Below are 24,452 nucleotides of genomic sequence, written 5' to 3'. Positions count from 1 at the left end.
ATCGCTCAGCGGCGCGTTTCACGTGAAACAGGGGCGGCCCGAACGGGCCGCCCCTGTTTGTCAGTTGTGGGTATGTATGCCGGTCGCAGCATCCTCAGTTGCAAGCTTGAGGGGTTGCAGGGCTTGTCAGCCGCGGGTGCTCAGTTGGTGCCGATCTTCGCGAGCAGGTCCACGATCCGGTCCTGCACCTCGTCGCTCGTCGACCGCTCCGCCAGGAACAGGACGGTCTCCCCCGCAGCCAGGCGCGGCAGCTCGGCCTCCTCGACGGCGGCCGTGTAGACGACGAGAGGCGTGCGGTTCAACTGGCCGTTCGCGCGCAGCCAGTCGACGATTCCGGCGCGCCGGCGACGTACCTGGAGCAGATCCATCACCACCAGGTTCGGCCGCATCTGCGCGGCCAGTGTCACCGCGTCCGCGTCGGAACCCGCCCGCGCGACCTGCATGCCGCGCCGTTCCAGCGTCGCGGTGAGCGCGAGCGCGATCTCCTCGCGCTCCTCGATGAGCAGGACGCGCGACGGGTGCTGCTCGCTGTCCCGCGGCGCGAGGGCCTTCAGCAGGACGGCGGGATCGGCCCCGTACGCGGCCTCACGCGTCGCCTGTCCGAGCCCGGCCGTCACCAGGACGGGAACCTCGGCGGCCACGGCGGCCTGGCGCAGCGACTGGAGCGCGGTGCGCGTGATCGGTCCGGTCAGCGGGTCGACGAAGAGCGCGGCGGGGAAGGCCGCGATCTGCGCGTCGACCTCCTCGCGGGAGTGCACGGTCACCGGACGGTAGCCGCGGTCGCTCAGGGCCTGCTGCGTGGTCGCGTCGGGCGCGGGCCAGACCAGGAGACGCCGCGGGTTGTCGAGCGGCTCCGGGGGCAGTTCGTCGTCCATCGGCTGCGGCTGGGGCCGGATCGCCAACTCGACGGCGCCACCGGGCCCGTCCAGCGGCTCGGGCCCCTCGTCGGCGTCCTGGTCGGGGGCACCGATCGCGTACGAACGTCCGCGCCCCTCCGATGACGACGACAGCAGCGACTGCGGCTGACCGGGCTGGGACTGGCCGGACGGCGTCTTCGGCTGAGCCTTCGGCTGTGCCGCCGAGGGCTGTGCCGGGGCCTGCGGGTGCGGGCGGGCCGCGGTCTCCGGCTGGGCGCCGGCGGGGTCCGGCCGGGTGGACAGCCTGCGGCGGCGACCGGAGCCGCCGAGCGTGTGCTGCGTCTGGTCCTGCGGGGCCGCCGCGGGTTGCGGGACCTGAGGGGGCAGCGGGACCTGGAGCGACGGGTTACCGCCGGCCGACTGAACGGGCTGCTGCCCGGTCTTCGGACCGCTCTGAGCGCCGCTCTGAGCGCCGCCCTGCGTGCCGCCCTGCGTGCCGCCCTGCGTGCCGGACGGCTGCTTCGCCTGTGGACCGGGTTGCCTGCCCGTCGCCGGGTTGGCCTGGCTGGGCTGGTTCGCTCGGTTCGACGCCGCGGGTGCCTGCGCGTTGGGCTGCGCATTCGGCGGCGGGCTCGCCTGCTGGTTCGGGAGTGCCGGCCTCGGCAGCGGCTGGGCCGTGCCGGGAGCGGGCGGCTGTGGCCGCGGCGAGCGCTGCTGCTCGGCGATCTGACGGCCGAAGGGAACGCCTTGCCCCAGCGTTCGTACGCTTATGGCGCGGCCCTGAGTCGAGTTGGGGTCGGCCGAGGGGGCCTCTGCGGGGAGGGGCTGCGCGGCGCGGGGCCTGGCGCCGTTCTCGGGCGGCAGCGCGGAGCGCGCCCCCGGAACCGTCTGGACAGGGTGGGGCTGCGGCGGAGTGTGGTCGTCGGCGGGGTGATGCTGCGCGACGTCGTGCCGCTCGCCGTCAGTACCCGCACTCGTGCCGGCACCCGCACTCGTACCGGTGCCACCCGTAGTCGTATCTGCGTCGGTGCCCGTGGCGGTGCCCGGCTCGGGCGTCTTCCGGTCGGCCTCCGCGGGCGGCAGCGCGAATACGGTGCGGGCTGCGCCGCCCTGTTCGGCTTCCCGCTCCGGGGAGCTGCCGAGAGCGCGGCGCGCGCGACGACTGGCGGGCACGTTCTGCCCGGCCTGGGCCGCATCGGAAGCCCCCGACGTACCCGAAGCGCCGGATGTACCCGAAGCGCTCGACGTACCCGTACCACCGGCAGGCAGCGCGGCCTGTTCCGAGTTGCGCCGTGCCCGCCGGCCCGAGGACGCTCCGACCGGCACACCCTGCGGCGGCACGGTCTCGCCCAAGGCGGGGGATCCGGCCGCGTGTTCGGCAGCGGTCATCACGGAACCCTCGGAGGCACCAGGACCATCACCGGGACCAGCACCCGTACCGGCACCAGAACCAGCACCGGCTCCCGTCGGAACGGCGGCCTCGGCCGGATTGGGCCGCCCTCGCCGACGTCCCGTACCGGTCCCGGCCCCCGTGTCACCCGCAGGCGTCCCGCCGGCCGGAGTCCGCGTGGCCTGCGCCGGCAGCTGCCCCTGAGTGATCGCGGGCGTACCCGCCGCCGCGTCCGCCGCGTTCGCCGCGTTTTCCTCGGACCGCCGCCTGCGCCGCCCGGTCGGAGCGGCAGCCTCCGAGCCACCGCCACCTTGCCCAGCCTCATCGGCACCCGGCACCGCGCCCGCGACACCGCTCTCCAGGAACGAGTCCACCGACGCGCCCGAAGCCCGCCGGGCCCGCCGCCGTCCGCCGCGCGTGCCCGACGCCTGCTCGGGCAGCCCCGCACCGGCCTCCGCGAGCGCCTCCGCACCGGCGGGAGGGGCCTGCGACGCGACCTCGACGGCCGTACCGGGACCGGGCATCCCGACAGTCCCCACCTGATCAGCGACCGGAACCGCCCCAGCCCCGCCCCCGATCGGCACCTCGAGTACGTACGCGCTGCCGCTCATCCCGGGCACCTCGTGCGTCTGGAGCACACCGCCGTGCGCCCGCACGATGCCGCGCACGATGGGCTCGTGCACCGGGTCGCCGCCCGTGTAGGGCCCGCGCACCTCGATGCGGACGCTCTCACCGCGCAGCGCCGCGGCCACGACGATCGTCGAGTCCACGTATCCGCCGACGCCGCTCGTGGGAACGATGCCCACGCGCGCGTTGCCGGTGGCGTCGATGCCTGCGACGTCCGCCACGAGGTGGGCGAGCGCGGTGGCCAGGCGCGCCGCGTCGACCTCGGCCTCGATGGGCGGGGCGTGCACCGCGAACTGCGCGCGACCGGGTCCGATCAGCTCGACCGCCCCGTCGACGCCCGCGGCGACGACCGCGTCGAGCATCACCTTCGTACGGGTCAGCTGCGCGTCGCCGGAGTCGAGGAGCTGGTAGCCGAGCACGTTGTCGACGAGCGTGGTCATGCGGGTGTAGCCGGCCGCGAGGTGGTGCAGGATCTGGTTGGCCTCGGGCCACAATTGGCCGGCGTCGTCCGCGGCCAGGGTGGTGAGCTGGCCGCGCAGTTCGTCGAGAGGGCCGCGCAGCGACTGGCCGAGGACGGCGAGGAGCTGCTCGTGCCGGGCCGCGAGTGCCTCGTACCGGTCCTTCTCACGCTCGGCGAGCGCGGCGATCCGGTCCTTCTCCGCGGAGAGTTCCTCGGTGTGCTGCTCCGTGATCGTGGCGAGCTCGGTGGCGTGCTCCTCTTCGGCCCGCGCGGTCTGCGCCGCGTGCTCCTCGACGGCGCGCGCGAGTGTCTCCGCGTGCTCCGCGGTGGCGCGCTCCGTCTCCTTGTCGCGCCGGTCGATCTCTTCGGCGTGCGCCGCGACGAGTTCGTCGTAGGGCCGCCGGTCGGTGAACGTCATCACGGCGCCGACCAGTTGGTCGCCGTCGCGCACGGGCGCCGTCGTCATGTCGACGGGCACCTGTGCACCGCTCTTGGAGAACAGGACCTGCCCGCGCACCCGGTGCTTGCGCCCGGAGCGCAGGGTGTCGGCGAGCGGGGACTCCTCGTACGGGAACGGCTCGCCGTCGGCGCGCGAGTGCAGGACGAGGGGGTGCAGCTCCTGCCCGCCCAGGTCGCTGGCGCGGAACCCGAGGATCTGCGCGGCGGCCGGGTTGACGAGCACGATCCGGCCGTCGGTGTCGGTGCCGACGACGCCCTCGGCGGCGGCGCGCAGGATCATCTCGGTCTGGCGCTGTGAACGGGCGAGTTCGGCCTCGGTGTCGACGGTCCCCGACAGGTCGCGCACGACGAGCATCAGCAGTTCGGCGGCGCCGCCGTAGGACCCGGACCCGTACGAGCTGTTGCCGTAGCCGTCGACGGCGTCGCGGCCGTCGGCGAGATTGGCGCTGGTGACCTCGACGGGGAACTCGCTGCCGTCGGTGCGGCGGGCCATCATCCGGGTCGGCTTGGTGCGCCCGCGCTCGTCCGTCGTGTCGGGCCTGCGCATCGATCCGGGGATGAGCCGCGAGTCGAACTCGGGCAGCAGATCGAGCAGTCCGCGCCCCACGAGCGCAGTGCCCGGGGTCTCGAAGGCCTCCAGGGCGATGGTGTTCGCGTTGACGACGGTCCCGTTGGCGTTGACCAGCACCAGCGCGTCCGGGAGCGCGTCGAGTATGGCTGCGAGGCGAGCAGCGCCTCGGGATGGCCTGCTGCTCACGACGACGCTTCCTCCCTGATTACCGCACTTTGCCGACCGCGCGAGCCATCTTCCTACGTGGCTCGCGGCATGTCACGGGAGGGAGTCTACGGGCAGAGGTTGCGGTCGCGGCGCCGGATGAGAGGGAGGTCGCACGCGGAAGATGTGCCCTTGGAATGAAGACGCGTGGGGGCGTGGCTCTCCCCGGCCGCTTGATGGCGGGGCATGCGTGGGCATATGCCTGGTCACGGGGTGTCCGGCCGCCGCGCCACACCTCGGCACTTTCCCCACACAATGGCCCGCCCTCGTTCACCGACCGGTCGCGGGCAATACGGGAACAAGCCCCTGCCACCGCGAGATCTCACAGCCGTCGGTCCTCTTGTACGTCGCATCGACGGGCCGGCCGTGCCACGTTCCGGTGATGCGGGCGGTCGCGGCGCCTCCGTACTGCATCGTGCACTGGGCGTCCGGCGAGCGCGGCGCGAACGGGTCGCCGCCGTTCGCGGACAGCTCGTCGAGCCGCGCGCACGCGTTCGCGGGTTCCGGATGGGTGCCGCCCGAGGGTCCGCACTCCAGCTCGTACGTCCCGTCCCTGCCGTCACCCGCGTCGGTGACGGTGACGCGTAGCTGGTCCTGGACGGCGGGCTTGGCGAACAGCTGGGGGAGGCCGAGCGGACCCGTGTCGGCGTGGGCGGTGGCGGGGACCGCGCACAGCGCGGCGGCGGAGGCGGCGGTGAGGGCGATGCGGCGCAGCGACATGAGGGGCTCCACGAATGAGTGAGAAGAAACTGGAGGGGACCGGAGAAGAAGAGGAAGACCGCAGAAGGCTGGAGAAGGCTGGAGGAGACCGAGGAGTCGCGCCGTCCCGCGCGGCTCCACCGCGTCTAACGCCGGGCGGCCCGCGATGTTGCGGTGGGCCCCGGGACGCGAGGGCGAGCCCGGGACACGAGGACGAACAGAAGGGCTTTGCTCTCCGGCCTGGACGCCTAGTACCGTGGGGGCCAATTGGTGACACGGCGCGATGCTGTGTCATCATCTGGACGCACCACTCGCGCTCGCGCGGGAGGTTGTGCTGGAGGCGTCGCCTAGTCCGGTCTATGGCGCCGCACTGCTAATGCGGTTTGGGCCTTCAAGCCCATCGAGGGTTCAAATCCCTCCGCCTCCGCTCCAAGATCCGAAGCCCCGGTCCGCATGGACCGGGGCTTCGGCGTTTCGGACCTGCAAGACGGTGTTTGCCCAGCTCACAAGGGGTGCGGCAAACGGATTTCACATGACGGCGGCAGTCATGTAATGTTCTTCCTGTCGCCGGGAACGGGCCGAAGGGGCCGGGACCGAGACAAAAACAGAACAAGCACTCGTAGCTTAACGGATAGAGCATCTGACTACGGATCAGAAGGTTGCAGGTTCGAATCCTGCCGAGTGCACACCAGACCAGAGGCCCTGTGGAGCGATCCACAGGGCCTCTGGCGTTTGTCTTGACGGCAGTGTTTGACGGCAACCGCCTTCAGGAGCGAATCAGACGGCTGTCGGGACACCGGCCGCACCGTCGTCATCGTCCGGGCCGTTGCCGTCACCCCTCAGGGCATCCCCTACGCGATCGAACGCCGAGCGCTGCGAGTCGAGCCGCACGAAGGTGTAGATGTCCATGGTTACGCGGATCGAACTGTGACCGAGGACTTCCATGATCATGCGGGCGTCGGCGCCCTGTTCGTGGAGGAGCGAGGCACAGGTGTGGCGCAGGTCGTGGAATCGGACCTTGCGGACGCCGGCCCGGGTGCTCAGCGCCTCGAAGGAGCGGTTCAGGTTGCGCGGCTCGATGGGGGTCCCGTTCCTGGTGGTGAAGACGAGGCCATGGCCGGTCCCCTTCCAGGCGTCGCCCGCTCCCTTCCGGTCGGCGATCTGCTGGGCGCGCTGAGCACGGAGGGCGGTCACGCACTCGGACGGCAGGGCCACGCGACGGGCCGAGCGCTGCGTCTTCGGCGCGACGATCAGCAGTTCGCCGCCGACTCGCTGTAGAGCCTGCCGGACAGTGAGGACGCCTTCGTGGAGATCCACGTCCGACCAGCGCAGTCCCAGCAGTTCACCGCGCCGCAGACCGATGCGGACCGCCAGCTCGTAGGCGGCCCATAGCCGGTTTTCCCGGGCCGTCGTCAGTAGCTGACGCCCTTCCTTGGCCGTGAGCGGTTCGATCTCGCGCTTCGTTCCCATGCTCAGTTCCACGTTCCGGGCCACATTGCGGGGCAGTTCGTCCTCACGCACGGCGTGCTGGAGAGCGGCACGCATGATCACCAGTAGGAAGCGCACGGTCCGGTCCGAGGCGAGCTTCTTGCAGCACTTGCCAAGGGCGCAGCAGCGCCGCTTGTGCTCCAGTCGCTTTCTGTCCTTGCCCTGCGCGCAGCACTGGCAGGTGGCGGCCGTCTTGGCGAGGAATGCGCGTATGTCGCGAGCGGTAAGACGGACCAGCTTCTTCTTGCCGAATTCCGTGGTGACGTAGTTGCGGACGAGGGACTCGTAGTTGACGTACGTCGTCCTGCGCACCTTGCCCTGGGCAACGTTCGCCAGCCAATACGCCAGATACTCGGCGATCGTCATCTTGCTGGTGGCGACCGGGAGGCCGTTGAGGGAGTCGGCCTTGAGCTTGGTCAGCTTCTCGTGCGCTTCATCCCAGGTCTTGCCGTAGACGCTGCGCCGCTTGTATGTGCCATCGGTCGCCAGGACGTAGGCGCTGCCCTCCCAGCGGCCGTCCTTGCGCTGGTAGATGGTGCCCTCGTTGTTGGCGTTCTTCTTCGGCTTGGCCATCAGGCGGCTTCCTGTCCTGTGCGGAGGGAGACGTAGTCGTGAACGGCGGCTTCGCTGATGCGGCGGCAGCGACCGACCTTGAAGGAGGCGAGTTCGCGGGAGCGGATCAGGTCGTGGACCTTCCAGCGGCTGATGTGGAGGTGTTCGGCGACCTGGGCCACAGTCAGGACAGCGGTTGTCATTCGTGATCACCTCCCTCCGCCTTGAGCTTTCGAGCCCATGCGCGTTCGTGGCGGACCTGGGCGGCGAGGAGTTCTTCGCCGGGGCTGTAGCCGATGTCGAGGAAGGCCCAGGCGGATTCGGTGACGAGACTGGTGTCTGTATCGCCCTCTGGCAGGCCGAGGTGGGCGCGTGCCTTTGCCTGACGCCAGGCTCGGCGTACGTCGCGGAGTGCGCCGAGGGTGGTGGAGTAGGCGCGGGATTTGGTGGAGAAGTGGCCCCGGAAGCCGAGCATGTGGGCCCATTTCCAGAGCTTGAGGTGGGCGAACTCCGCAAGCCGTCCGAGCTCGAAGGCGGTTCGGACCATCTGCCGCATGTGCCGGGTGATGGCAAGGAACCGCAGGCGGACGCCTTCCCCGGTTCCGTGGCAGGCGCGGCAGTCGCCGCCTGCCCGTCGCCCGCGTCCTTGGCACATGGTGCAGAAGACGGGAGCGTCGACGGTGCCGGAGTCTTCGGCGCCTTTGGTGGCGTACTTGGCGACGTAGGCGGCAACAGCCTGGTCGGTGAGTTCGGTTTCGCTGCCGAAGCCGCTGATTTCCCGTACGTCGATCTGGTTGCCCCAAGTGAATCTCCGCTCCCCGACCGCGTCCGTTTCCAGGGTGAGGCTGACGCGTGTGGCGACCTCTTGTACGGCGTCGATGAGGAGGCTGGTCGTGGCGGAGGCCGGCGGGGGTGTGGTGCTGCCGTCCGGTCCGTCAAAGCGGATGACCGCGTGGTAGTGGACGAGGCCGCGCTTTTGGTACTCGGCAACCTTGGCGAAGGAGACGCGCAGGACGTCGGCCAGGCCGCGCTGTGAGAGGCCGAGGCGGGCGGCAATCTGGCGGCGCAGGTAGGTGGTGAAGCGGGCCCACAGGGCGGAGGCGTGGGCATTCCACAGCACGGCGCCCGCGTAGTCGTAGGTGGTGGGGTCCAGGGGTGTGCCCAAAGCGGGGTCCTCCTTCATATGCCACTCGCCGCAGCGGCAGGCTCGACGCTTGGCGCCGCCGCCGGGCCGGTTGTGGACGGGGCCGAAGGAGGGGGCGGTGAGGGTGGCGAACACCCGCGGATGCGTTCCTACGGATTCCGGGACTTCCTTGCCGCCGGATAGGCCCGCGCGGATCAGGTGAAAGGTGTCGCCCGCGTAGGTGCGTGAGCAGGACGCGCAGCGCGAGGCGCGGCGGTTGCCGCAGGAGACCAGGAGGCGGCCGCTGGGTTCGTCGTCGGTGGTGAAGACGTGCAGGGCTTCACCGGTGACCCCGTTCAGAGTGGCGCTGTATCCGGTGAGTTGGATGGGTTGGGCGCATCCGGCCAGGTGCTCGATCTGTGCCTGTACGCGGTTGAAGTCGTGGAGTTGTACGAGTTGGAGGAGGTCTCGTACGGCTGGGTCCGCCACGTGGGTCAGGTCCAGGTCCGTAGTCATGGGGGTGGCGTTCCTCTCTATGCAGCGTGCGGGAGTTGGGCCCCGAACCGCACGAGGGCAGGGGTGGCCACGCGTGCGGCTCGGGGCAGGGGAAACCGTGGCCAGGGGCCAGCGGTCGGGAGGCACGCCGGGTGGAAGGCCGGCGGGGTGCTCAGGTTCAGAGCTGAGCGTGCGCGGCGGTGGCCAGCGGCAGGGAGACGCCGAGGCGGGTTCGCAGCTGCGCCGGGGTGATGGCTTGCCCGTGGGCGGCCTGGTGCTGGTCAGCGATGGAGCGGGCCGCGTCAACCAGGGCGGGCGGGATTGACACGGCCGGAGCCTGGACCGGGGTGGGGGCCGGGGCGTCGGCCTGAATGACCGGGGCCGGGGGTTCGGCCGGGGTGTCGACGGTGGGCAGCAACTCGCCTGCTGCCGGGGCTGGGTCGGGAACCAGGGCCGGGACAGGGGTGGCGTCCGGCGCAGGCTCGGTGACGGGGCCGGTGGCAGGGGCGAGGGTGTGGAAGTGCCGGAGCAGTTGCGGTCCGACCGCTCCCCAGCCGAGGAGTAGCAGGGGTGCCACTGCGTCCAGGGCGGCGCGGCCGTAGTGTCCGGCAGCGATGGGTTCGGCGATGTTCAGTGCGAGGGTGAGCAGCCCGGACAGGTGCATGAGCCGGGTCGCGCCCTTGAGCTTTTTCGCGTCCACTCCCCGAAGGGACAGGTAGCGCAGGCCCACGAGGAGGCCGACGACCGACAGGTCGACCATGGGGGCGATCAGTGGGGCGATGGGGCGGGGCACGCCCAGGCGCAGCGCCAGGGACCGCACGTTGCCGAAGCTGAATACGAACGCAAGGAGGGCGATGGTGGCCATGACGACGGTTACGGTCCGCTGCGTCACCCGTTCTTCACCCATGTATATGTCACCTCCTTTCAACAATCTTGGGAGCGAGGCGGCGTCATGCGACCAGGGCGCCGACCACATCCGGGTCGTCGGGGTAGCCCTTGCGAAGGTTCGGGCCGCCGTCGAGGCTGGCCAGCAGGGCGATGGGGTCGCGAGTGAGGTGTTTGCTGCTTGCTGCGATGCGGGCCGCGTCCGCGTCGGAGACGTAGGGGGTGCGCACCCGGATGAAGCCGGGGCGGTCATCGGCTCGCATCACCAGCACGCCGACGTAGGAGGGGTGCTGGAGGTTGACAGGGTTGGCGTCCTCCCAGTCCCGGATGTCGTCCCCGAGCGCGGCCACGGCGGCATCCGTGGTGCGCTGTGCGAAGGACAGCCCGACCGGGCAGATGTCGCGGATGAACGTGGGGATCGCGTCTCCGGTGGGCTTCTGTGTGGTGGGGATGGTGACCAGGCCCACGGAGCGGCCCTTCTTCACCAGGTCCTCCACCAGGCGCGCGTTCTCCGCCGCAAGGGCCGCGAGCTTCTTGGTCTCGGGATCGCTGCCCTTGTAGTCACGCAGGAAGGTGTGCGCTTCATCCACGATGAGGAAGACCACCGGCCAGTCGGGGCGCGGCCCGTGGTGCCAGATGTTCGCGGTGCCGAACACGGTCCGGACCAAGGCGACACGGCGCCGCCGCAGGTCAACCATCTCCCGCAGGAAGGCGTTCGCCGCATTCAGGTCGTCGCCGACGAAGCGGAACAGGCGCGGGGCGATCGAGGCATAGTCACCTTCCTCCGGTGCCGATGCCTTGCCGTCGATCACGGCGAACTGCACAAGAGGGGACGGCGCGAAGTCGCACAGCAGACGGTTGAGGAGCGAGGTTTTTCCCTTGCCCGTGCCGCCGGCCACCGTGATGCCCGGCACGTTCTCCAGGGAGACGATGGCGGGGATGGCGTACTCGTCCAGCCCAAGTTCCCAGCGGGTGACGTCCTTGGGCGGCTCTCCGGTGGGGACATGGGTCGTCGCGGTGGCCAACGGGTCTTCCCGCACGGCCCGGACGGTGACCTGTCCGGGCTTGTCGGCAGGGGTGACAGAGACACGCACGCAGCCCCAGGCGTCAGCCAGGAAGCGGGCCGCCTTCTGGAACTCCTCCAGGGACACTTTGGGTAGGCACGTGGCGGTGACGATGACCCCGTACTCGTCCGGCACCACCTTGATCTTGGGGACCAGGACGCGCGGCTCGATCTTGCGCGTTTTGTCGCTGCTGAACTCCTGGCTGATCTGCGCGGAGAACGTGGGCTTCTTGTCCGTGACGGACAGGCCTGCCATCTGCGCGAGCCTGGCCCAGCGGAACCGGATACGGACGGCCAGCCAGATGCTGCGGCGCATGCCAGGGGTGGCCTGCACGTAGCGGACGACATTGACGATGAACAGGACGAGGAAGAGGGCCAGGCCCGCCCCGGCAGCAATCGGGGCGAGACCGGCGATCTCGGTGGGACTCATGCGGCCGCCCTCCTTTCGTGGCCGGGGTACATGAACAAGGCCAGCGACAGCTCCAGCTCGCAGAGGTCGTCGCGGTAGGCCGGGGGCGGGTAGCCGTGCGCGACCAGCGCAGCAGCGACCCGGAGCAGGAGCGTGAGCGGCAGAAGAGGCAGTCCCCCTTCAGCCGCTGGATTGGCCAGCGGATAGGCGCAGGTGCCGAGTCGCATCACGCGGCCTTCCTGGTCTGCTTCAGCTGTTCGGCCGCCAGGTCTGCCGGGGGCTGCTCGGCCACCGGCGCCGCAGCCGGGGTAACGGGCTGGACCAGGGTCAGGGCCGAGGCGCGATAGGCAACGCCCTGCGACAGGTTGCCGTTGAAGATCCGCGCCCACGGGTTGGCGAAAAGGTCCAGGGCGGTGACCATCACGCCGGGCTTGAGTCCGTTGGGCAGGCCGGTTTCCGGAACGGTCACCTTGAGCAGCTCTGCGCGGCCCTCCTCCATGAGCATCAACTGGACGGTGAAGAGAGAGGCGTTCGTCTCCCGATCGGTCTGCGGGGCGTGGGTCTCCGGGTTGACCTTGAGCTGCGCATCGGTGCCCGTCATGAGCACGGCGCCGGGGGCGAAACCAACACGGATGGGCATGGGCGTGCCTCCTTGGAGAGGTGTTCGACGACCGCGTGTTCGGTCTCGACAGGCTCGATGGTGCACGACGGACCGCCAGTGCGTCAACCACTAAATTCACTGGCGCACCGCTAGCTCGCTAGGGAGAGGCGCTGGCGTTGCCCTGGCGGGACTAGTGCGATAGGTGCGCTAAGCGGGCTACTCTCGGAGCATGGTTGTTTCAGGCGAGAGCTTCGACTACGGGCTATCCATTGTCGAAGCGGCCAGGAATCCGGCGTACCGGCAGGTCGCCGATGATCTGCGCCGCAAGATCAGGAGCGGCGAGTATCAGCCGGGCGAACGTGTTCCGTCCTCCCGGGACCTGCAGAAGGCGTACGGCCTCGCCAACATGACCGCGCGTAGCGCACTGCGCGTGCTAGTCGACGAGGGACTGATTCGCACGGCGGTTGGCCGCGGCAACTTCGTTGCGGACCCTCTCCCACCGGAGCCTTCCGCCGCGGAGCAGGAAGAAGGCCGGCAGGAACAGCTACACAGCGCCGAATACTTGGAGCTGTCCAAGCAGGTGCGTGAGCTAAAGGACCAGGTCGAGGAAATGCGTGGCATCTTCCAGCAGATCGCTGCCTTCACGCAGCCTCGGAAGTAGCCGTCAGGTTCTTTGCCACTTCCAGAGTCAGTCGCTTCAACTCCGCGATTTCCACGATGATTTCCGCGATCTCGGCCGCGATCATCCTCTGTTCCTGCGCGTCCACGTGCCCCCCTTGTCGTTCGCTGTCGTTCGTCTGCTCCGTCATGCAAGCCCCGAGGGCTCACCACCTCACTCGCCACATGAGCCCGACCGTGATCACGGTTCGGCACCAAGGCCCGTGGTAGGTGGCGCGGTAAGTCACCATCGCGGCCACCACTGGCAATCTGCCTGTTCTTGAGGGTCTGGGTCAGGCCCGATCCCGCAGTACGGGAGAGCATTCGGCGAACTCCCGCCCTGCGGTGAAGAAAGGCGAAGAAATCTGCCTGCGCGGTCCTTCCGATGCATCGCACCCATCTCCTTTCTGTTCTGCGCTACAGGCCCACCGGCACCCCGTGGTCATTCCCCCAAGGGGCGCAGCGGCCCGAAACGTGACTGTCGGACTCTCCCCTTCTTGATGACGCTCAGCACATCACCCCTTTTCAACCGTTATGCGCGAGTCGTCGACCCCGTTGGGCGTAATGAATCACGAGAACCGGCTGTGGATAACTTTTCGCGACTGGGCGCCTGTTGGCGCCCGAAAGCATCTTTGAACGGTTCGCCTGTGGATAGATTTCTGCGACCTCGCGCACAGGCCATGCTGAACTACTGCAAATAGCCACTAAAAGGCACGACTTAGCGGAGTCGAGGACGAGCAAGGGTTTCCACGAACAGAACGAGGCGGGCGGCGCCCTTGCGATCCGCGGCGGCAGGGCCGAAGCAGCTCCGGCAAGCGGCGCGTCCAAAGTTTCTTTACTGAATCAAGGCGGCCCGCTGACGCGGGCCGCGCGGCGCGGCGACCGTGCCGCCGCACGCTCCTGTCTGCCGCCCCGCTTTGCGACGCCCCCGCCGCTCGCGCCGCAAGCCCGAAGAGCGTGCAACCAGAATCGGTACAGGACTCGACCGTGCCGCAGTCACGCAGCACGGTCCATCGCAGCGAGAACACCACCGAGGCAGCCCGATCGCGGACGAGTGCGCCCAGCTTGACCTGGTGCAGAGCAATCCGCGATGGCCCGCTTGCGGGTGCTTGGGGCCCCGTGGTCGGGGCGGCCGGCCTACGCGGCTTTACCCACCTGTTCGGGCCGGGGCCCGCGTCGGGCAAGGACAGGGGGCCACTCGTTCAAATTCCGGGCAGGTCCACAGCCTGCCCGAGTTGCCGGGCCAGCGTACGGCCCCCTGACCATGCCCGACCCCAACCCGAACAGGACACCGGCCAAAGCCGCTACGGCCGGCCGCGTTGTCGGCTGCGGCGCTCAGAAGCCCCGCCCGGCAGTGCTTTGCTCGTCGTCGCCGGACGGGGCGTTACCCATGCGCAGGGGCACACACGGACGGGGTTGGCTGGCGGACGCCCTCACCGCTAAGCGAGGGCGGCACTCCAGCGAAGGGGCGGACAGGGGCGAGCCTGAACACGTCAGCTCAGCCGGGGCTTGCCCTGTCCCTACTCGAAGGCTGATCCGGTCGGGAGCGCCCGCCGTCCCCCCGGCAGTCAGGGTTCAGCACTGGCCAGCGAGGGAGCTAGGAGCATGGGTGAGTAACGGACAAGTGGCCGGACGGTCGCGGTCAGCGGGATCGGTCCTGGGTGCCGGGCGAGTGTCTGCTGGGGCGGGTGGCTGGCTCCCGTCGGCCCAGGTAGCAGCCTGACGGGGCTGGATGTGGGGCCGTCAACCGATCGCTACGGTGAATTGCGGCGGGAGCGACTCGGTGTTCAGCGTCCTGCCAGGGCACCGCCGTTCACGTGCAGGGTCTGTCCGGTGATGTGTCGTGCTGCCGGTGAGGCGAGGAACAGCACGGTGTCGGCGATGTCGGTCGGTGTGCCGACCCGGCCGTTGGCTGTCTGGGCGAGCAGGTTGGCGCGGCGCTGCGGGGTCATGCCGTCGCGGAAGAAGTCGGTTGCCTCGATGTATCCCGGGGCGATGATGTTGGCCGTGATCTGGTCCTGGCCGAGTTCCTGGGCCAGGGTGAGGTTCCATGCCTCGACGGCAGCCTTGGCGGCGCCGTAGGAACCAGATCCGCCCCGGTGGGCCGCGATGGAGCTGATGCTGACCACGGCGCCGCCAGCGGCCAGCCGCGGCTGCAGCGCGGCGGTGACCAGGACTGACGAGAGCACATTGGCGTCGAGGTTGGCACGCCACGCCGCAGCGACTCCGACCAGCCCTACCGGCGGCTCGGCGCCGATGTCGGTGTTGCCCCCCGCGTTGTTGACCAGGACGTCCACTTGGATCGGCAAGGTGTCGAGTGCGGCCTGGACCTGCGCGGGGTCGCTCGCGTCGAAGGCGGCCGCGCGCACTCTGGGGCCCAGCTGCGCGGCGGTTTCCTCCAGTACGTCCTTGCGGCGGCCGGTGATCACTACCTGGTCACCCCGCGCGGCGAAGGCTCCGGCAATTGCCCGGCCGATCCCGGTGCCACCACCGGTGACGACGATCTGGCGCATCTCCACTCCTCGTTTAGCTCTAAACGTGCGTGGGACACTACCACCATGACCACGCCGGACCGCCCCCCCATCGACCGCGCCGAGGAGATCTCCCAAGCCTGGCGGCGCGAGAAGCCAGGGCTCCCCGTCGACTCGATCGGCATCCTCACTCGCATCCGCCACGCCTCGAAACTGCTCGACGACGAACGCCGTCGCGTACTCACCAAGGTCGACATGGACGCCGCCACCCTCGACTTGCTCAGCACCCTGCGCCGCTCCGGCCAGCCCTACCGCCTCTCCACCCGCGAGCTCGCCAGCCGCTGCCTGATCACGCCGGGAGCAGTGACCCAGCGAGTCGACCGAGCCCAGCAGCAGGGACTCGTACGCAAGCTGGCCGCGCACCCTGGCACCCGCATCGTGCCCGTGGAACTGACCCCCGAAGGCCACCACGCTGTGGAGAACGCCGTCGACGGCCTGCTGAACTACGAGCAGGGCATCATCGAGGTCCTGACTCCACCGGAACAGCAGGAACTAGCCCGCCTCCTGGCAGTGCTCCTACAGGACCTCACCCACCGCGCCCACACCCGCCACCAAGCCTGAACCGCACCAACGGCCAAAATGGTGACCATGCAGACCACGATGGCAACGTCCGTGGTTGCTGACTCACGCTCCCAGGAGGATCAGAAGCTCTCAGCGGGGAGCTTGGGGCCGTCGTTGGCGTGCTCCGGGACTGGTCGCGCCAGCGGGAGGGCTTCCAGGAGTTTGGTCGCTGCGGCCATTCGCAGCGCACCCACTTCCACGTACACGCGGCCCGTTCCGGTGACCAGAGCACGCACCCGCGACGCGTCGTCTTCCGAGAGGCCAGCCCGGATCAAGGCGGCACGGATGAGGCCCGCGACGTGGTCGGCCTCAGCGCGTGCGCTCTTGTACTGCGCCATGGGGATCACGCGCCCCTCCGGCTCGTCTTGTGTGGGTGCTGCCTGATCTCCACGTTCACGTCTGAGGCTTTGGATAGGTCGCCCCTGGCCCGTGCCTCACGGCGTTCTGCGCTGAGCGCCTGGCACACATCGCAGCCCTCTGCTGGGGGCGGGTCGCCTTCGAGCGTCAGCGGCAGCTCAACGGCCGGACTGGGATACGTCGTTGGGTTGGTCATCGGTGAACCCTTCGCGTCGTCCTGATGGCGACAACGCTAGGAACCCACGTCTCCCAACTCACAGCCGATTGCACGCGATTGCGCACCGATTACGCGAGCGACCCAAGGGCCCTGGTGATCAGAGCACGGGCCTTCACCCCGTGGACCGCCATGTTGGCCAGCGCGTTGAACGTGTCGGCGTACATGACTACCTCGCTGGGTTGCGTGATCGTGAGGTAGCCAGAAACAAGTTCCACGTTCACCTGTGCAGTGTCGAAGATCCAGAACCCCTCGACTGGCATTCGTGCTCGGCCAAGACTCGTGGGGATTACACCGACGCTGACGTTGGGCAGCGCTGCGACAGTCAGCAAATGCTCAAGCTGCTCAGCCTGTGTGTCGGCGCCCCCAAGCCCATTGCTCAAGGTCGACTCCTCAACCAGGAACGCGAAACGCCGTTGCCCCTCGTACACGACACGTTGACGCTCCATGCGTGCGGCGACGGCATCGGCCACGTCGTCGATCTGTACCCGCCTTCGTTGAACGGCCCTCAGCACGTCTTCCGTGTACCCGTACGTCTGCACCAGGCCGGGCACCAGCCCAGGCGAGTACGCCCGAAACCAACGAGTGCGCTCGTACAGCGGCAAGCGGGCTTCCTGGGCACGTCGCAGTCCCGCACGCTCCATTCGGCGCCACGACACCCACATGCCTTCGACGGCCCGCAGGGAGGCAATCAGATCCGCCGTCTGTTCCTCAGCGCCGCAGGCTCGACACCACGCGCGAATGTCATCGGCAGATGGAGCGGTCCTCGCGGTTGAGATCCGGGAGACCTTGGAAGGGTGCCAGCCGCAGGCCGCAGCGAGGCCCTTGCCATCCAGCCCGGCGTCCCTGCACAACTCCCGTAGACGGTCGGCAAGGACCTGTCGGGCCTGCTGAACACTCGATGATCCTGAGACAGCCATGGTGCGTCAGACCGGCTTGTACTCCTCGTGCGGAGTCGCCCGTTCCCACACCGCTTCGAAGGCCGAGCCGACCAGGCCCACGACGGCCGGCTCCATACGCCACTCCCGGTCGATCACCTCCCCGACCCCGGAGAAGTAGGTGAACAGCACCGACGACCTGTCGAACATCCACAGGTCGGTGCCGGGTAGAGCAATGTCAGCCGCCTGGCGCCTGGGTAGCCAGCGGACCAGTTCACCCGCCGAGACATTCGGGAACGTCACGTCGTACTCGTACTTGATGTAGTCGGTCACGGGCTCCGAGACGATCCGCGCACGCCGCATCTCGACCCCGCGTCCCGTCGTCTCCACCACCACGTCGAGGAACGGGCGCCACCACGACGACCGGTCGGCTCGGTCCAGCCGCTTACCGTTCTGCCACGCGATGAACTCGGGGTCGCTTGGCTGGTAGGCGTCACGCATCTCCAGGTGCACCGCGGAGTGCTGGGCTTTGGCCAGCCCCTCAAGTACGGGGTTCGTCATCGCTCTACTCGCTGTCGTGAGGCGGCAGGTACTGCCGCATGACCTTCGGAAGCCGGATGATCGTCTCGTGGTCCGGAACGGCCGTGGAGTGACCGGGAATCGAGCCGATCTCCTGGCATGCCTTCACCTCGTTCTCCATGGCCTTGTAGGACTGGATCAGCAGATCGCCCGTCTCCTCATCAAGCCAGATCGTTGGTGAGTCGGTGTCCGGGGTGTTCGGAATGATCCCCAGGAAACGCAAGCGCATGGCTTCTCCCCGCGTCGATCCGATTGCAGTGGATTGCACGACCATCACTCGACCGGTGGGGGCCGTCAAGACCGCATGTTCGGCCAATAGCGGTCTGGCCGAGGTTCACTGCGGTACGGCCGTGCCCGATAGGGGCGCCGGGATCAGCGGCGCACTTCGCTGCGCCCGCTTGGCGCCGTAACCCGAAAAAGCAGTGGCCGCGCGGGCTCGGGGCCCCATACGTTCGCCTCCATGGTCGACGCAAAATTCGGGCATCCGCGCCTCGCCGCCATCTACGACCCACTTCATCCGGACCGCAGCGATCTCGACGCGTATCTCGCGATTGCGGAGGAGTTCGGGGCGCGGTCTGTGCTGGACATCGGGTGCGGTACGGGCGTGTTCGCGCTGCTGCTCGCCGAGCGCGGGATTACGGTCACCGGGATCGATCCCGCGCGGGCGTCCGTCGACGTCGCGCGTGGCAAGCCGGGTGCGGAGCGGGTGCGCTGGCTCGACGGCGACGCGGGGGACCTGCCGCCCATGCAGATCGACCTGGTGACGATGACCGGGAACGTCGCCCAAGCGATCGCCTATCCGCAGGCGTGGCGTACGACGCTGCGCGGCGCGTACGAGGCACTGCGGCCCGGCGGGCGGCTTGTCTTCGAGACACGCGATCCGGCGCAGCGCGTGTGGGAGGAGTGGGCGGAGTGGTCGCGCGAGACCACGTACCGTATGACGGACATCCCGGGCTTCGGCCACGTCGAGACCTGGACCGAGCTGACGGACGTGAGCCTGCCGCTGGTGAGCTTCCGGGGTACGCACGTGTTCGCTGCAGACGGGGGCGTACTGACCTCGGATTCGACACTGCGCTTCCGCGAACGTACGGAGATCGAGCGGGACTTGCACGAGCACGGCTTCGTCGTCGAGGACGTACGCGACGCACCCGACCGGCCGGGCAGGGAGCTCGTGTTCGTGGCGCGGCGCGGTACCGCGGAGCCCGTCCCTCCCGAAATGCTCTAGGGAGCGTGCGCACCACACAGCGCCGGGGCGGTGCCACCGTTCAGAGCTGACGGCAACCCTGACGGCAACGGCGGCACATAGAGACCGATGATCACCATCGTCGACAATCGCTCCGGACGTCGGCCGACCACCCTCCCAACAAGCTGCCCGATCCTACGGATCAGAAGGTTGCAGGTTCGAATCCTGCCGAGTGCACACAGGTGAGAGGCCCCGGAGAGATCCGGGGCCTCTTGCGTTTCCTGGGCGTACAGCAGCGAAGTACAGCAACCGGGTCAGCCGGTACCGCCCATCGCGCCGGACAGCATGTCGATCGCCGAGCGCACCTCTTCCTCGCTCGCCTCCGCGTACACCTCCATCGTCATGGCGATCGGTGAGTGCCGCAGGATGCGCTGTGTCACCTTCGGGTGCACCTTGAGCGCGACCAAGAGTGAGCTGCACGTGTGCCGGGTGTTCCGAAGAGGGATCACACGCAGGCCGGCACGCCGGGTCCAGGGCGAACATCCGGGTCAAGCACCCGGCTGCGCTCCGCTCCGCCGGGCGGGCTTCCCGGCTCTGCTGGGGCTGCCGCTCCTGCCTTCGGCCCGCTCCGCCCCGCTGCGCCGACGCCCGCCCACTGTGGATAGGCCAGGAGGTCATGAGTCGAGCACCCGACGGCTTCGGCCCACGGTCACAGACGATGCCTCCGGCGGGGGATCGGCCGGCACCGGGTGGGAGAGGGCGCCGTTCCCGGCCGCGGGCACATCGTGGCGGACGGGATGGGAGCTGGGGAGGGCGGGCGGTGAGGTTGTGTCAAAAGCTGGCCTGGACCTATTGGCCGAGAGTCAACGCCCTGCTTTACTTCGCGCATGTTTTCGGCGATCTGCGGCGCCCTCGGCGTGCTACTCGGGACTGTGGTTGTCCGTAGGCGAGCGAAACAGGCTATGGCTCGGGTCAATGAGGGGCAGCCAGCCCTCTTCCCGATCGGGGCCAAGCGGCCGGACTTGAGTCACCGATGGAACTTGGGCCGAACGCAAGCCAGTGCTGAAGAGTTCCGATGGGAACCTCGCTGGCCGTGGACGCGGCTGCGTGAACTCCCGGCAGACCTGCAGTGCGTCCGCACACGTGAAATGACCTTCCGCGAGATGCTGTGGCTCCCGGACGGCGCCTTGGTGATCGAGTGCGAATCGTCTGATGGACCCGTGTGGCTGTGGGTCATGCCCGTGCAGGTGAAGCACGTAATAGCGATGATCCGGCGTGGCTGGTGACTGTGCCACTCCCGTGCCAGAACGAGCGGGACTCACGGGAACTCAGGAGCAACCCCGGTGGTGGTCAGTGGACTTGGCCCAGGTAGGACTCCGCAGGTCACGCCAGTGATCGCCCCACCTCGCTCCTAAGCGGTAATCCACACCGGCGAGTGAGATCATCCGCGGCACAGGACCGAGTTCGGGGCGGCCAGCGGCTGGTCGGTGGAACGCGCGCGGTATGACGGTGTGTCTGGAGGTCCGCGCAGAGTGCGTGTGGCTTGATCGTCGGGCGGTCCCGGCAGGGGCCTGCACCCCCAACCGACGTCCGCGGCACGTTCTGAGTGCCGCGCTCTTTGTCGAGGAGTCCCCATCGTGAGACCGACCCTGCACCATGCCATGTTCCCTCGACGTGGCGCGGGAGCCGCGGGTGAGCGGCGGCGCACGGCCAGGCGTGCTGCCGTGCTGCTCGCCACGGTGGCGCTACCGGCAGCACTGGTAGTGCCCACGGCCACGCCCGCCGCGGCGGCGCCCGTGACGGTCACCTTCAACGCGGGCGCCAACCAGCCCTTCACCGTCCCGTCCGGCGTCACCCAACTGACCGTCACCGCCACAGGCGCCGCAGGCCAAAACGGTCCCAGTGGCGGCACAGGAGGCAATGGCGCCACCGTCACCGGCACCGTCACGGTGCCGCCGAGCACTACCACCCTCTATGTCAACGTCGGCACGGGCGGGGGCGCCGGCGGCGGAGGGGGGACTCAGGGCGGTGCCGGCGGCGGTTCCAGCGACGTCCGCACCTGCAGCTCGGCCGGCCCCGGCTGCACCCTGACCGGCGTCCCCGGCACCGACCCCCGCCTCATCGTCGCGGGCGGCGGAGGAGGCGGCGGAAGCGGCTACTCCTCCCTCCTCAACCCGGAGGCCACCGGCGGAAACGCCGGAATCACCGGGGGTGCCGGCGGCAGCAGAACGAACAGCGGCCAGGGCGGCGGCGGCGGAACCCAGACAGCCGGCGGCGCAGGCGGAGCCGTATGCCCCTACGCCGGTACATCCGGCACTCCGGGCACGGGCGGTGCGGGCGGCACCGGCGGAGGCAGCTTCGGGGCGGGCGGAGGCGGGGGCGGCTGGTTCGGTGGAGGCGGCGGCGGAGGCTGCAACCGTATTGATTTTCCTCCCGCTTACGGTCCCGGTGGCGGCGGTGGTGCGTCGAACCGTGTCCCCACGGGTGGTACCTCCGCTCCGGCCGCGGGGCCGGCGCAGGTGACCATCACCTACGAGCCGCTGCCCCCCACCTGCGCGACTGCCACGGCCACCATCACCGGTACCAACGGCAACAACATCCTGATCGGCACTCCCGGCAATGACGTGATCTTCGCTCTCGGTGGCAACGACGTGGTCGACGGCCGCGGTGGCAACGACGTCATCTGTGGCGGCGACGGCAACGACGTACTGTCCGGCGGCGACGGCAACGACCGCATCGAAGGCGGCAACGGCACCGACAACCTGAACGGCAACAACGGCAACGACGCCCTCTTCGGCGGTCCCGGCAACGACGCCCTCTTCGGCGGCCCCGGCACCAACACCAACGACGGCGGCCCCGGCACCAACGCCTGCTTCAGCCCCGCCACCGGACCCGGCTGCTTCTGACCCCGCACACGCCGTCGAACACGCCTCCGACCTCATCGACGAACATCAGAAACCGGCCCTGGCCAGAGGCCCTGTGGAGGAATCCACAGGGCCTCTGGGCTGCTGTGAGCGGGGCGTATCCGATACCCCCGATCGCGTCCCCGAACAGCAGGAAAGGACCGCAGCCCCCGGCGCTGTCAGTGCCCCGGAGTAGCGTCCTGAGCATGACGTGGTGGTGCACCGGGGTGCGGTGGCGGGTCGGGGGCGGGCCCGCGCTGGGGTGGTACGGGGAGGGGAAGGGGGAGCGCGAGAGTCCCCTCGTCTTCGGGGACGTGCTGGCCTTCCGGGCCGTGGGCGGGCGCAGATGTCTCGGGGTGTGGCGGGGCGGGCGTCGTACGCCGTGTCCGGTGGGTGCGGTGCTGTCCGGGCGGGGGACGCGCGCGCAGTGTGCCGAGTGCGCCGGCATCGACCGCGCGCACTCCGTCGCCGCGGACACCATGACGGACGACCCGAGGCCGTACCACGTGTATCTCGCCTGGTTCGGGAGCGGGATGGTGAAGGTGGGGATCACCGGGGTCGGGCGCGGGTCCGCCCGGCTGCTCGAACAAGGGGCCGTCGCGTTCACCTGGTTGGGGCGCGGGCCGCTCATGGCGGCGCGGCGGGCCGAGGAGCTGCTGCGCAGTGCGCTCGGCGTTCCGGACCGGATTCCGTATGCGCAGAAGCGGGCCGTCCGGGCGGTGCTGCCCTCGGCCGGTGAGCGGGCGGGGGAGCTGGCCACGGCGCATGCCACGGCCGTCGCGCTCGCCGGGTGGCCCGAGTCTCTGGAGCGGCTGCCGTGCGACGTGGTCGATCACGCGGAGGTCTTCGGGATCGAAGGCGGAGCATTCGGGATCGAAGGTGGAGCAGCCGGAGCAGCCCGAGCAGGTGGCGAGGCAGGTGGTCAGGCAGGGAGTGGGCGGCTCGGGGGCGTGGGGGTCGTCGTGAGCGAGCTGGTCGAGGGCGGGGTGGTCGTGGGGACGCTGGTGGCCGCCGCGGGGCCGGATCTGCATCTCGTGGAGCGAATGGGGTCTCCCCTGCCTGAGCGAGGCCGAGAGCTCGGGGGAGGGCGGCGGCTCGTGGTCGACACCCGGCTGCTCGCCGGGTGGCAGCTCGAAGCGCTGGGGAAGGCGGAGAGAGCGGCGGCGGACGTGGTGTCTTCCGTGCCGGTGAAACTGGTGAAGGAGGTTCCCGCGGTGCAGGGTGGGTTGTTCTAGGAAGGGGTGGGTTGTTCTAGGTAGGGGTGGGTGCCTCGGCCTTCGTCGACCGGAAGGTCAAGTCTCGCTTCCCGTAGGGCAATGGGGGTGGACACCGTCCGTCGCCGGGCCGCATCGTGAGGACATGAGTGATCACGGAGTAGCGCCTGTCGGGCCGGAGGGCAGTCCCGGTCTCGCCAGTACCGTCCGGCCCGTGCCCGTCTTCGAACCGCCTTACTACGCCGCCGTGTTCACCTCGGTGCGCACGCCCGGAGACAACGGGTACGGGGCGACCGACGAGCGGATGTCGGAATTGGTCAGGGAGATACCGGGGTTCCTGGGGGAGGATTCCGCGGTCTCGGAAGGCGGGCTGCGGATCACCGTCTCCTACTTCCGGCACGAGGAAGGGCTCAAGGAGTGGGCCGGGAACGGGGAGCACCGGGAGGCCCAGCGGCGCGGGCGCGCCGAGTGGTACGAGAGCTACTCCCTCCATGTCGCCAAGGTCGAGCGGAGCCACGGATTTGAGCGCGGAGAGTAACGCGGAGAGCAGCGCGGCGCACGGCGCGGAGGGCGGTGCGGACTCCAGCACGGTTGGCGTCGGTGAGGCGGAGCAGGTCGCCCGGTTCCGGGAGCGGCACGGCCTGGCCGGGCTCGTCGACGTGCACACGCACTTCATGCCCGAGCGGGTCCTGAAGAAGGTGTGGGAGTACTTCGACGCGGCGGGGCCGCTGACCGGGATGGCCTGGCCCATCGCGTACCGGGAGGAAGAGGGGCAACGGCTCGCGCGGCTGCGGGAGTTCGGGGTCGAGGCCTTCACGTCCATGCTCTACCCGCACAAGGCGGGCATGGCCGAGTGGCTCAACGGGTGGGCTGTCGACTTCGCGCGCAGGACCCCCGGCTGTCTGCACACGTCGACGTTCTTCCCCGAGCCGGGCGCCGACCGGTACGTGCGCGAGGCCATTGAGGCGGGCACGCGCGTCTTCAAGGCGCATGTGCAGGTCGGGGCGTACGACCCGAACGACGAACTGCTCGACCCCGTGTGGGGGATGCTCGCCGAGGCCCGTATCCCCGTGGTCATGCACTGCGGCTCCGGGCCCGCCCCCGGCAAGCACACCGGGCCCGAGCCGGTCGCCCGGCTGCTCGCCCGGCATCCGCGCCTGCCGGTGATCGTGGCCCACATGGGGATGCCCGAGTACACGGACTTCCTCGACCTGGCCGAGCGGTACGGGCAGGTGCGCCTCGACACGACGATGGCGTTCACCGATTTCAGTGAGCGCTTTGCCGCGTTCCCGCGCGCCGAGCTGGCCCGGCTCGGCGATCTCGGGGACCGGATCCTGCTCGGCACCGACTTCCCCAACATCCCGTACCCCTACATCCACCAGCTGGAAGCCCTGGAGCGGCTCGGTCTCGGGGAGGAGTGGCTGCGGGCCGTGTGCCACGGGAACGGGGCACGGCTGTTCGGCCTTGACCCCTTGGCGTAACCCCTTGGACT

22 protein-coding genes, 2 tRNA genes and 1 pseudogene are annotated in these 24,452 nt (G+C 69.4%); 9 read left to right on the top strand and 16 right to left on the bottom strand.

The features are described 5' to 3' along the window. Window positions 1-140: 140 nt before the first annotated feature. Together AC07EJ_RS15770 and AC07EJ_RS15765 are read right to left on the bottom strand one after the other, a co-directional pair. A complete protein-coding gene (locus AC07EJ_RS15770; RefSeq protein WP_478884403.1) occupies window positions 141-4,550 on the bottom strand; it encodes a PAS domain-containing hybrid sensor histidine kinase/response regulator in 4,410 nt (1,469 codons plus the stop codon). A gap of 288 nt (window positions 4,551-4,838) precedes the next feature. Continuing rightward, the gene (locus AC07EJ_RS15765) at window positions 4,839-5,288 is read right to left on the bottom strand and encodes an SSI family serine proteinase inhibitor (protein WP_389481010.1); all 450 of its coding nucleotides are present in this window, start codon (window positions 5,286-5,288) and stop codon (window positions 4,839-4,841) included. Between the two features lie 315 nt (window positions 5,289-5,603). On the opposite strand from AC07EJ_RS15765, the gene AC07EJ_RS15760 reads away from it, so the two are divergent. Further along, window positions 5,604-5,694, top strand: a tRNA-Ser gene (locus AC07EJ_RS15760). Window positions 5,695-5,880: 186 nt separating this feature from the next. Further along, window positions 5,881-5,953: transfer RNA gene (locus tag AC07EJ_RS15755), tRNA-Arg, on the top strand. Window positions 5,954-6,044: 91 nt separating this feature from the next. On the opposite strand, the gene AC07EJ_RS15750 is transcribed toward AC07EJ_RS15755, so the two are convergent. The 7 genes from AC07EJ_RS15750 to AC07EJ_RS15720 all read right to left on the bottom strand — a co-directional run bounded on the left by AC07EJ_RS15750 (window position 6,045) and on the right by AC07EJ_RS15720 (window position 11,922). Then, a complete protein-coding gene (locus AC07EJ_RS15750; RefSeq protein WP_478884402.1) occupies window positions 6,045-7,328 on the bottom strand; it encodes a site-specific integrase in 1,284 nt (427 codons plus the stop codon). After that, entirely contained in the window at window positions 7,328-7,510 is a 183-nt protein-coding gene (locus AC07EJ_RS15745; protein WP_478884401.1) for a helix-turn-helix domain-containing protein, read from the bottom strand. Before AC07EJ_RS15745 ends, AC07EJ_RS15750 begins: the two co-directional genes overlap by 1 nt. Beyond that, window positions 7,507-8,946 (bottom strand): replication initiator, encoded by a 1,440-nt coding sequence (locus tag AC07EJ_RS15740; protein ID WP_478884400.1) that lies wholly within the window; start codon window positions 8,944-8,946, stop codon window positions 7,507-7,509. The genes AC07EJ_RS15745 and AC07EJ_RS15740 overlap by 4 nt, the downstream gene beginning before the upstream one ends. 157 nt (window positions 8,947-9,103) lie before the next feature. Next, window positions 9,104-9,832: a DUF2637 domain-containing protein gene (locus AC07EJ_RS15735; protein ID WP_478884399.1), complete on the bottom strand. Its 729-nt coding sequence runs from the start codon at window positions 9,830-9,832 to the stop codon at window positions 9,104-9,106. Window positions 9,833-9,875: 43 nt separating this feature from the next. Beyond that, window positions 9,876-11,303 carry an FtsK/SpoIIIE domain-containing protein gene (locus tag AC07EJ_RS15730; protein WP_478884398.1) on the bottom strand — a complete coding sequence of 476 codons (1,428 nt, stop codon included), beginning with the start codon at window positions 11,301-11,303 and terminating at the stop codon, window positions 9,876-9,878. Beyond that, window positions 11,300-11,509 carry a hypothetical protein gene (locus AC07EJ_RS15725; RefSeq protein WP_478884397.1) on the bottom strand — a complete coding sequence of 70 codons (210 nt, stop codon included), beginning with the start codon at window positions 11,507-11,509 and terminating at the stop codon, window positions 11,300-11,302. The genes AC07EJ_RS15730 and AC07EJ_RS15725 overlap by 4 nt, the downstream gene beginning before the upstream one ends. Next, window positions 11,509-11,922, bottom strand: a complete 414-nt coding sequence (locus tag AC07EJ_RS15720; RefSeq protein WP_478884396.1) for an SCO3933 family regulatory protein — start codon at window positions 11,920-11,922, stop codon at window positions 11,509-11,511. Before AC07EJ_RS15720 ends, AC07EJ_RS15725 begins: the two co-directional genes overlap by 1 nt. Before the next feature lie 190 nt (window positions 11,923-12,112). Here AC07EJ_RS15720 and AC07EJ_RS15715 point away from each other — a divergent pair, with 190 nt between their 5' ends. Continuing rightward, on the top strand, window positions 12,113-12,544 hold the full coding sequence (locus tag AC07EJ_RS15715) for a GntR family transcriptional regulator (protein ID WP_473086108.1): 432 nt from the start codon (window positions 12,113-12,115) through the stop codon (window positions 12,542-12,544). On the opposite strand, the gene AC07EJ_RS15710 is transcribed toward AC07EJ_RS15715, so the two are convergent. Both AC07EJ_RS15710 and AC07EJ_RS15705 read right to left on the bottom strand, forming a co-directional pair. Then, a complete protein-coding gene (locus tag AC07EJ_RS15710) occupies window positions 12,525-12,692 on the bottom strand; it encodes a hypothetical protein (protein WP_478884395.1) in 168 nt (55 codons plus the stop codon). The two genes, AC07EJ_RS15715 and AC07EJ_RS15710, sit on opposite strands and share 20 nt — an antisense overlap. 1,635 nt (window positions 12,693-14,327) lie before the next feature. Next, entirely contained in the window at window positions 14,328-15,053 is a 726-nt protein-coding gene (locus AC07EJ_RS15705; protein WP_478884394.1) for an SDR family NAD(P)-dependent oxidoreductase, read from the bottom strand. Between the two features lie 45 nt (window positions 15,054-15,098). On the opposite strand from AC07EJ_RS15705, the gene AC07EJ_RS15700 reads away from it, so the two are divergent. Further along, window positions 15,099-15,632, top strand: coding sequence for a MarR family winged helix-turn-helix transcriptional regulator (locus AC07EJ_RS15700; protein WP_478884393.1), 534 nt, complete (start codon window positions 15,099-15,101; stop codon window positions 15,630-15,632). Window positions 15,633-15,712: 80 nt separating this feature from the next. Here the strand turns inward: AC07EJ_RS15700 and AC07EJ_RS15695 are convergent, their stop codons facing one another. The 4 genes from AC07EJ_RS15695 to AC07EJ_RS15680 all read right to left on the bottom strand — a co-directional run bounded on the left by AC07EJ_RS15695 (window position 15,713) and on the right by AC07EJ_RS15680 (window position 17,889). Next, window positions 15,713-15,970, bottom strand: coding sequence for a hypothetical protein (locus tag AC07EJ_RS15695; protein WP_478884392.1), 258 nt, complete (start codon window positions 15,968-15,970; stop codon window positions 15,713-15,715). 304 nt (window positions 15,971-16,274) lie between these two features. Further along, a complete protein-coding gene (locus tag AC07EJ_RS15690; RefSeq protein ID WP_478884391.1) occupies window positions 16,275-17,123 on the bottom strand; it encodes a helix-turn-helix domain-containing protein in 849 nt (282 codons plus the stop codon). Between the two features lie 6 nt (window positions 17,124-17,129). After that, window positions 17,130-17,642: a DUF6879 family protein gene (locus tag AC07EJ_RS15685; RefSeq protein ID WP_478884390.1), complete on the bottom strand. Its 513-nt coding sequence runs from the start codon at window positions 17,640-17,642 to the stop codon at window positions 17,130-17,132. 4 nt (window positions 17,643-17,646) lie between these two features. After that, the gene (locus tag AC07EJ_RS15680) at window positions 17,647-17,889 is read right to left on the bottom strand and encodes a hypothetical protein (RefSeq protein WP_478884455.1); all 243 of its coding nucleotides are present in this window, start codon (window positions 17,887-17,889) and stop codon (window positions 17,647-17,649) included. Between the two features lie 231 nt (window positions 17,890-18,120). Between AC07EJ_RS15680 and AC07EJ_RS15675 the strand changes: the two genes are divergently transcribed. Then, the gene (locus AC07EJ_RS15675) at window positions 18,121-18,885 is read left to right on the top strand and encodes a class I SAM-dependent methyltransferase (protein ID WP_478884389.1); all 765 of its coding nucleotides are present in this window, start codon (window positions 18,121-18,123) and stop codon (window positions 18,883-18,885) included. Window positions 18,886-19,157: 272 nt separating this feature from the next. On the opposite strand, the pseudogene AC07EJ_RS15670 reads toward AC07EJ_RS15675, so the two are convergent. After that, window positions 19,158-19,401: pseudogene (locus tag AC07EJ_RS15670) on the bottom strand (site-specific integrase); the annotation flags it as partial. Between the two features lie 1,079 nt (window positions 19,402-20,480). On the opposite strand from AC07EJ_RS15670, the gene AC07EJ_RS15665 reads away from it, so the two are divergent. The 4 genes from AC07EJ_RS15665 to AC07EJ_RS15650 all read left to right on the top strand — a co-directional run bounded on the left by AC07EJ_RS15665 (window position 20,481) and on the right by AC07EJ_RS15650 (window position 24,441). Then, window positions 20,481-21,749, top strand: a complete 1,269-nt coding sequence (locus tag AC07EJ_RS15665) for a calcium-binding protein (RefSeq protein ID WP_478884388.1) — start codon at window positions 20,481-20,483, stop codon at window positions 21,747-21,749. 203 nt (window positions 21,750-21,952) lie between these two features. Then, window positions 21,953-22,981: a DUF2797 domain-containing protein gene (locus tag AC07EJ_RS15660; protein ID WP_478884387.1), complete on the top strand. Its 1,029-nt coding sequence runs from the start codon at window positions 21,953-21,955 to the stop codon at window positions 22,979-22,981. Window positions 22,982-23,174: 193 nt separating this feature from the next. Continuing rightward, window positions 23,175-23,498 carry an antibiotic biosynthesis monooxygenase family protein gene (locus AC07EJ_RS15655; protein WP_389481016.1) on the top strand — a complete coding sequence of 108 codons (324 nt, stop codon included), beginning with the start codon at window positions 23,175-23,177 and terminating at the stop codon, window positions 23,496-23,498. Further along, entirely contained in the window at window positions 23,482-24,441 is a 960-nt protein-coding gene (locus AC07EJ_RS15650) for an amidohydrolase family protein (protein WP_478884386.1), read from the top strand. Before AC07EJ_RS15655 ends, AC07EJ_RS15650 begins: the two co-directional genes overlap by 17 nt. Window positions 24,442-24,452 lie beyond the last annotated feature (11 nt).

The organism is Streptomyces sp. NPDC045026 (genome assembly GCF_056432625.1).
The sequence above is the reverse complement of the archived record's forward strand: the minus strand, read 5'-3'. Positions and strand labels throughout refer to the sequence as shown.